Annotated in this window: 1 protein-coding gene and 1 pseudogene; both read left to right on the forward strand. The window is 36.2% G+C overall.

Annotation, left to right across the window (positions count from 1 at the left end; translation table 11 throughout):
• Positions 1-290: pseudogene (locus tag ACFIO5_RS12060) on the forward strand (protein translocase subunit SecDF); the annotation flags it as partial.
• A 105-nt stretch (positions 291-395) separates the two neighbouring features.
• Positions 396-680 (forward strand): cation:proton antiporter domain-containing protein (locus ACFIO5_RS12065; protein WP_375705538.1); only part of this gene is annotated, 285 nt, incomplete at its 3' end.

The following is a 680-nucleotide window of genomic DNA, read 5'->3' on the forward strand; positions in this document are numbered from 1 at the left end:
GAATGCGCGAAAATATGCGCCTTTATAAAAAAATGTCACTACGTGAACTAATTGATCTTTCAATTAATCAAGTTCTTATACGCTGTCTCTTTACATCCGCTACCACAGTTCTCGCTATGCTCCCTATGGCATTATGGGGCGGAAGCGCTGTTTATAATTTTGCATTTCCTATGGTATTTGGAATTATTATTGCAACATCGTCTTCAATCTTTATTGCTGCTCCTATTTTACTACTACTTGGGAATTGGTGGCGTAAAAGAAATAATCACACAAACACGACACTACAATAAAAATGCCACGTTAATTCATATATGAAATACCATTCCTCTCTTTCTTATAAAAAAAGCTATAGTCGCTTTAATGAATTCATTTTTTTTGAAAAAGTCATAAATATTATGCTCCATGATACGCCACTTATTACAACAATCGTTGCAGGTTTATGCTTAGCATTTCTTTTAGGAATGATTGCCAGTCGTTTGCGTATCTCACCACTTGTGGGATACTTATTAGCTGGTGTTATTGTAGGACCAAACACAGGCGGTTTTAGAATAGATTCCGGTATTATCAACCAACTTGCTGAAATTGGTGTCATTTTGCTAATGTTTGGTGTTGGACTGCATTTTTCATTGAAAGACCTGTTATCTGTCAAAGCTATTGCTATCCCTGCTGCCATTGCACAA

Source organism: Bartonella sp. AA86SXKL (assembly GCF_042196885.1).